The organism is Dyella sp. 01N36 (genome assembly GCF_056399745.1).
In genome coordinates this window covers 1-6,353 of record NZ_JBFTRY010000189.1, presented here as the reverse complement: position 1 = coordinate 6,353, position 6,353 = coordinate 1, and the positions used below count along the sequence as shown (strand labels likewise).

The window sequence follows — 6,353 nt, the reverse complement described above, 5'->3', positions numbered from 1 at the left end:
CGCCTGGGTGTATCGCTTCGTAGGCTTGTCGCGCACAGGGTGCGCTCCCACAGGAGATCTGCCGCCTTACACAGGCGGCAGCGCCGCAAAATCCGGGTGCAGTTCAGCGCGCGCTGAAAACGCCGCCAACTGCGGATAAGCCTTCGCATCGATCACATCGGCTGCCACCAATTGCGTGAAGCCCCAGGCAACGGCGATGGTCACATCGGCCTGGCCTGGTTCGCTTCCAAAGATCCAGCCGTCGACACCACTCAGTTCGCGTTCCAGCAAATCGTGGGCCGCATGCAATTGCCCTTWGACGCGCTTGATCCAGCCTTCGTCGCGTTTGTCCGGATCGCGCTTGTCCTCGTAGACGATCTGCACGGCTTTTTCGCTGGCGGCGAGCGCGATACCGGTGAGGCGCAGTGCGCGTTGCCGGTCGGCTGCATTCGTCGGCATCAATGCGACGCGATCGCTTTGCGCCTGGGCCCAGTCGATGATCAGGCCCGACTCGGTAAGCATGCAGCCATCGTCCAGCACCAGCGTGGGCGCTTTCACCAGCGGATTGATCTGCTGGAACTCATCGAAATGCCGGAACACCGACATCGAGCGATGCGTGAAGGGGATGCCCAGCAGCCGCAGCGAAATGGCAGTGCGGCGCACGTACGGTGAATCGAGCATGCCGATCAGTTCCACGAACACCTCCGTCAGGAATGAAAGACGACGGTCTTGCTGCCGTTGAGCAAGACGCGGTCGTCCAGATACAGCCGCAGCGTGCGCGCGAGCACGCGGCGCTCGATGTCACGGCCGATGCGAATGAGATCTTCCGGCGTATCGGCGTGGGTGACCCGTTCGATGTCCTGCTCGATGATCGGGCCTTCGTCCAGCTCGGCCGTGACGAAATGCGCGGTGGCGCCAATCAGCTTGACGCCGCGGCGGTACGCCTGGTGATACGGACGGGCGCCCTTGAAGCCGGGCAGGAACGAGTGATGGATGTTGATGCAGCGGCCAGCGAGTGTTTGCACCAGCTCGCGCGACAAAATCTGCATGTAGCGCGCGAGCACCACCAGATCCGCCTGCGATTGCTCGATCAGTGCGGCCAGTGCGCCTTCCTGGTCGGCGCGGCTGTCACGGTCCACCGGCAGGTAGTGGAAAGGAATTCCGTCGAGATCCAAATGGCGATAGGTTTCGCGCGGATGGTTGGCAATGACGCCGGCGATATCCATCGGTAGCTCGCCGATCCGCCAGCGATAGAGGATATCGGCCAGGCAGTGGTCGAACTTGGACACCAGCAGCAACACGCGCCGACGTTGCGCACGATTGCGCAGCATCCATTGCATGCCCAGTTGCTGGGCGAATCCCTCGAAACCCGGCTTCAGCGCGTCGAGGTCGCGTTCGGCGTCTTCGAACACCAGGCGCATGAAGAAGCGGCCCGTCTCGGCATCGCCGAATTGCTGTGCTTCGATGATGTTGCCGCCGTTTGCGGCCAGATGGTTCGACACTGCCGCCACGATGCCAGCACGGTCAGGACAGGAGAGTGTCAGGACGAACTGGCCGGGAATGATCATGGCATGCGCTTCATGGCGTCCGATGAAGAATCAGTTCCAGCACCGCCTTGGTGCCGAAGAAGGCAAGCAGCAGCACACCCATGCCCACCAGGGTGAGATTGACCGCGCTACGGCCGCGCCAGCCATGCCGCCAGCGGCCGATGAGCAGGGTGCCGAACACCAGCCACGCGATGATCGACAGCACCGTCTTGTGGATCAAGTGCTGGCCGAACAGGTTGTCCACGAACAGGATGCCGGTGAGCAAGGTGAGCGTGAGCAGCAGGAAACCGGCGCCGATCAGCCGGAACAGCAGCGTCTCGGTCAGCGTCAGCGGTGGCAGCGCGCGCATCCAGGTGCCCACCTGGCGATGGCGCAGCGCGCGCTCCTGCACGGCGAGCAGGATGGCCAGCGCCGCGGCGATGGACAGCACGCTGAAAGCCAGCAGCGCCACCGTGACATGCAGCTTGATCTGCCATTCCAGCGGCAGCGGCGCCGTGACAGGAGCGGCAAAGATGTCCAGCCCCAGCAGCAAGGCGGTGAGCGGAAATACGATCACGCCGAGCGCGGCCACCGGTCGCCAGATATTCACCACCAGGGTGAAGGCCGAGACCACGCAGGCGACCAGCGACAGCGCGGAAAAGAAATGCAGGTCGAGCGCGCCGCGATGGGCGCCCAGCAGGGTGCCGGCGTGGAGTAGCACGGCACTGCCAGCCAGCAGCAGCGCGGAGCGGTTCAATGGTTGCCCACCTCCGAGCAGCGGCCGGGCCAAAGCCGTCGCTGCGGTGAGGTAGAGCACGATGGCGAGCAGGGCAAAAAGGACGGTGGCGGCCATAGCGGGCGAGTGTGGCATGGGGCCTTGGGGGTGGGTAGAGGGGGCACGTCGTTGTGACGGGGCGCCGTCCGCATGGTTTGGGGACGTGCGATCGGCCATCCCTCGTCCCAATTTGAACGGGCCCGCCCCACGCCCGCACCAGCGGTTGCCATCCCGCTATAATCGACCTTTTCCGCCCACCGGCCTGACCATGTTCGAGTCCCTCAGCCAACGCCTCTCCACCACCGTCAACCGCTTGCGCGGCCGTGGCCGCCTGACCGAGGAAAACATCCGCGAGTCGATGCGTGAAGTGCGCATTGCGTTGCTGGAGGCCGACGTCGCCCTGCCGGTGGTGCAGGCCTTGATCGAGCGCGTGAAGGTGCGTGCCGTCGGCCAGGAAGTGATGAAGAGCCTGTCGCCGGGCCAGGCGCTGGTGAAGGTGGTCAGCGACGAGCTGACGGCAGTGATGGGCACTGCCAATGCAGAGCTCAATCTTGCCCAGCAGCCGCCGGCCGTCGTGCTGATGGCGGGCCTGCAGGGTGCGGGTAAGACCACCACGGTGGCCAAGCTCGCGCGTTTCCTCACCGAGCGCAAAAAGAAGAAGGTGATGGTGGTGAGCTGCGACGTCTATCGTCCGGCCGCCATCGAGCAGCTGCGCACGCTGGCCGAGCAGGTCGGCGTGAAGTTCTTCCCGTCCGAGGCCGGCCAGAATCCCGTTGATATTGCCAAGGCCGCCATCGCTGCGGCCCGCCGCGAAGTGGTCGACGTGCTGCTGGTCGAYACCGCCGGCCGCCTGCATGTGGACGARGCGATGATGGCCGAGATCAAGGCSYTGCACGCCGCGATCACGCCGGTCGAGACGCTGTTCGTGGTCGACTCCATGACCGGCCAGGACGCGGCCACCACCGCCAAGGCGTTTGCCGAGGCGCTGCCGCTCACCGGCGTGGTGCTCACCAAGACCGACGGTGACGCCCGTGGCGGTGCGGCCCTCTCGGTACGCTATGTCACCGGTCGTCCGATCAAGTTCCTTGGCGCGGGCGAGAAGACCGATGCGCTGGAACCGTTCCATCCCGACCGCGTCGCGCAGCGCATCCTGGGCATGGGCGACGTGCTGTCGCTGGTCGAGGAAGTGGAGCGCAAGGTCGACCAGGAAAAGGCGCAGAAGCTCGCCGAGAAGGTGATCAAGGGCAAGCGCTTCGATCTCAACGACATGCGCGACCAGCTCGAGCAGATGTCCAATATGGGCGGCCTGGCCGGCCTGATGGACAAGCTGCCGGGCGTATCGGGCCTGCCCGATAGCGTCAAATCCAAGGTCAACGACGGCGAGATCAAGCGCATGGTCGCGATCATCCAGTCGATGACCAAGAAAGAACGCCGTCATCCGGATCTGTTGAATGGTTCGCGCCGTGCCCGCGTGGCGCGCGGCTCGGGCACGCAGCCGGCCGACGTCAACCGTCTGCTCAAGCAGTACATGCAGATGGAAAAAATGATGTCCAAGCTGTCCAAGGGCGGCAGCAAGGGCCTGTTGCGCCAGATGCGTGGCGCCATGAAGGGCATGGGCGGCATGGGCGGTGGTTTGCCCCCGATGCGCTGAGACTGAACGGTCCGGCCAGTCAATCTGGCCGAATTTGCCTGCCAGCTCTTCCTTTTTCCTCAAAATTCATTAAAATGCCGCGTTCACCGCGCACCGCTGAGTGCGTGCTGCCGGCATCCCGGCAACTCTGGAGCTTTTACTTATGGTCAAGATTCGTCTTTCGCGCGGCGGCGCCAAGGGCCGTCCGTTCTACCACATCGTTGTCACCGATCAGCGCAACAAGCGCGACGGCCGCAGCATTGAGAACGTCGGTTTCTACAACCCCGTTGCTTCGGGCAAGGACAAGCGCCTTGAGCTGAACGTTGCCCGCGTGCAGGAGTGGGTGGGCAAGGGTGCGCAGCTGACCGACAAGGTCGCCGCCCTCGTCAAGGAAGCCGGCAAGCAGCAGGCTGCCTGAGTATGACGGCAGCCGGTCGGCGCGTCCTGGTGGGACGCATCGTCGGGCTGTACGGCGTGCAGGGCTGGCTCAAGATCGAATCCTGGACTGAGCCCCGCACGAAGATCTTCACTTACCAACCTTGGCTGCTGAGTTCGGCGCCGGGTGCGGAAACGGAGATCGCAGGAGTGAAGGGTCGTCCGCAGGGCAAAGGGCTGGTAGCCCAGCTGCCCGGAGTGGACGACCGGGATACGGCGGCAGCGTTGGTCGGGCAGGACATTTATGTCTCCCGCGAGCTGCTGCCACCTCCTGGCAAGGATGAGTATTACTGGGTCGATCTCGAAGGTCTCGAGGTCGTCACCACGGAAGGCGTGGCACTGGGGCGAGTGAGTCATTTGTTCGCAACCGGCGCCAACGACGTCGTGGTAGTGAAGGACGGTACGCGCGAGCGGCTGGTGCCTTTCATCCAGGGATCTTATGTGCGTTCGGTGGACTTGTCCGACGGGCGCATGGTGGTGGACTGGGATCCTGAATTCTGAGCGCGCCACGCGCTGCATCAAGGGTTGAGGATCATGCGCATCGATGTCGTCACGTTGTTTCCCGACTTCATGCGTCAGTGTGCTGCCGTTGGCGTGGTGGGGCGGGCCCAGCAGCGTGAGCTGCTACAGGTGGAAACCTGGAACCCGCGCGATTTCGCCACCGACAATTACCGCACCGTGGACGGCCGCACCTGTGGCGGCGGGCCCGGCATGGTGATGCTGATTCAGCCTTTGCGCGATGCCTTGAAGGCAGTGCGCGAGGCCGCACCGGAACCGGTGCATGTGATCTACCTCAGCCCGCAGGGCGCGAGGTTGACGCAGGGTAGGGTGGAAGCGCTGGCCAAGTTGCCGCGCATCGCCTTGCTCTGCGGGCGTTACGAAGGTGTGGACGAGCGTCTGCTGGCGCACGAGGTCGACGAAGAGCTTTCTATCGGCGATTATGTGCTGTCCGGCGGTGAGCTTGGCGCCGCGGTGATCATCGATGCCGTGGGCCGCTTGCAGGACGGTGCGTTGAATGACGCGCAGTCGGCGCAGCAGGATTCGTTTTCGGACGGACTGCTGGATTGCCCGCACTATGCAAAGCCGGTGCATGACGCACTGGGAGACGTGCCGGACGTATTGCTCTCCGGCGACCACGCGGCCATTCGTCGCTGGCGCCTGAAGCAATCGCTGGGACGGACCTGGTTGCGGCGTCCCGATCTTTTGGCGCAGCGCGCGCTGGATGCACAATCCCGAGCGCTGTTGGACKAATTCCGCCGCGAGCATGCTCAGCAGACGCGGCACGACGATACGGCCCATTAAGGGCGCAGAAATTAGACAGGTGTTGCCATGAACAAGATCATCGAACAGTTCGAAGCCGAGCAGATCACCCGCCAGCTGCCGGAATTCGGCCCTGGTGACACCGTGGTGGTCAACGTGAAGGTGAAGGAAGGCAACCGCGAGCGCGTTCAGGCGTTCGAGGGTGTTGTCATCGCCAAGCGCAGCCGCGGCCTGCATTCGGCCTTCACCGTGCGCAAGATCTCGCACGGCACGGGCGTGGAGCGCGTGTTCCAGGCGCACAGCCCGGCCATCGACTCGCTGGAAGTGAAGCGCAAGGGCAAGGTGCGTGGCGCCAAGCTGTACTACCTGCGCAACCTGGAAGGCAAGGCTGCCCGCATCAAGGAAGACGTGGCTGCTGTGTCGGCCGCCAAGGCTGCGAAGAAGAAGGCTGCTGCCGAGTAATTCGGGCGCCTCTTTCGATTCGATTCGACGAAACCCCGCGGAGCGATCCGCGGGGTTTTTGTTTGGGCTTTTTTGGCCCGCCGTCCGAAGAGACCTGATTTCTGCTCGTCATCCCGGCGCAGGCCGGGATCCAGAGCCTCGGTGTTTGGTCGTCGCCTCTCCGCCAGCGTGCCGCCTACGCGGCGGGCGTTTCGATCGGCTGCCGCCGACCGAGTCACTTTTCTTTTGCTGGCCCAAAAGAAAAGTAACCCAAAGAAAATGGCCTGATAACGCCCGCAGCATCGTG

General features: G+C 63.8%; 8 protein-coding genes. 5 read left to right on the top strand and 3 right to left on the bottom strand.

All coding sequences use genetic code 11. From position 1 onward, the window contains the following. Positions 1–66 precede the first annotated feature (66 nt). Genes AC1DMG_RS18590 through AC1DMG_RS18580 form a run of 3 tightly spaced genes read right to left on the bottom strand, consistent with a single transcriptional unit; the run spans position 67 to position 2,376 of the window. Positions 67–675, bottom strand: a complete 609-nt coding sequence (locus AC1DMG_RS18590; protein ID WP_477180880.1) for a glutathione S-transferase family protein — start codon at positions 673–675, stop codon at positions 67–69. An 11-nt stretch (positions 676–686) separates the two neighbouring features. Continuing rightward, entirely contained in the window at positions 687–1,547 is an 861-nt protein-coding gene (gene purU / locus AC1DMG_RS18585; RefSeq protein WP_441604325.1) for a formyltetrahydrofolate deformylase, read from the bottom strand. Between the two features lie 10 nt (positions 1,548–1,557). Beyond that, positions 1,558–2,376 carry a cytochrome C assembly family protein gene (locus AC1DMG_RS18580; RefSeq protein WP_441604324.1) on the bottom strand — a complete coding sequence of 273 codons (819 nt, stop codon included), beginning with the start codon at positions 2,374–2,376 and terminating at the stop codon, positions 1,558–1,560. A 172-nt stretch (positions 2,377–2,548) separates the two neighbouring features. Here AC1DMG_RS18580 and ffh point away from each other — a divergent pair, with 172 nt between their 5' ends. From ffh to rplS, 5 genes are all read left to right on the top strand, one after another. After that, positions 2,549–3,931, top strand: coding sequence for a signal recognition particle protein (gene ffh, locus AC1DMG_RS18575; protein ID WP_441604323.1), 1,383 nt, complete (start codon positions 2,549–2,551; stop codon positions 3,929–3,931). 142 nt (positions 3,932–4,073) lie between these two features. After that, the gene (gene rpsP, locus AC1DMG_RS18570; RefSeq protein ID WP_109125566.1) at positions 4,074–4,328 is read left to right on the top strand and encodes a 30S ribosomal protein S16; all 255 of its coding nucleotides are present in this window, start codon (positions 4,074–4,076) and stop codon (positions 4,326–4,328) included. 2 nt (positions 4,329–4,330) lie between these two features. Next, positions 4,331–4,846 carry a ribosome maturation factor RimM gene (gene rimM / locus AC1DMG_RS18565; RefSeq protein ID WP_441604322.1) on the top strand — a complete coding sequence of 172 codons (516 nt, stop codon included), beginning with the start codon at positions 4,331–4,333 and terminating at the stop codon, positions 4,844–4,846. A gap of 33 nt (positions 4,847–4,879) precedes the next feature. Next, a complete protein-coding gene (trmD, locus tag AC1DMG_RS18560; protein ID WP_477180879.1) occupies positions 4,880–5,647 on the top strand; it encodes a tRNA (guanosine(37)-N1)-methyltransferase TrmD in 768 nt (255 codons plus the stop codon). Between the two features lie 27 nt (positions 5,648–5,674). After that, positions 5,675–6,067 (top strand): 50S ribosomal protein L19, encoded by a 393-nt coding sequence (gene rplS, locus AC1DMG_RS18555; RefSeq protein WP_204635229.1) that lies wholly within the window; start codon positions 5,675–5,677, stop codon positions 6,065–6,067. Positions 6,068–6,353 lie beyond the last annotated feature (286 nt).

Bases quoted from the DNA above. Each gene is read 5' to 3' on its own strand.
- purU (WP_441604325.1), bottom strand. From the start codon at position 1,547: ATGATCATTCCCGGCCAGTTCGTCCTGACACTCTCCTGTCCTGACCGT.
- rplS (WP_204635229.1), top strand. From the start codon at position 5,675: ATGAACAAGATCATCGAACAGTTCGAAGCCGAGCAGATCACCCGCCAG.
- rimM (WP_441604322.1), top strand. From the start codon at position 4,331: ATGACGGCAGCCGGTCGGCGCGTCCTGGTGGGACGCATCGTCGGGCTG.
- AC1DMG_RS18580 (WP_441604324.1), bottom strand. From the start codon at position 2,376: ATGCCACACTCGCCCGCTATGGCCGCCACCGTCCTTTTTGCCCTGCTC.
- rpsP (WP_109125566.1), top strand. From the start codon at position 4,074: ATGGTCAAGATTCGTCTTTCGCGCGGCGGCGCCAAGGGCCGTCCGTTC.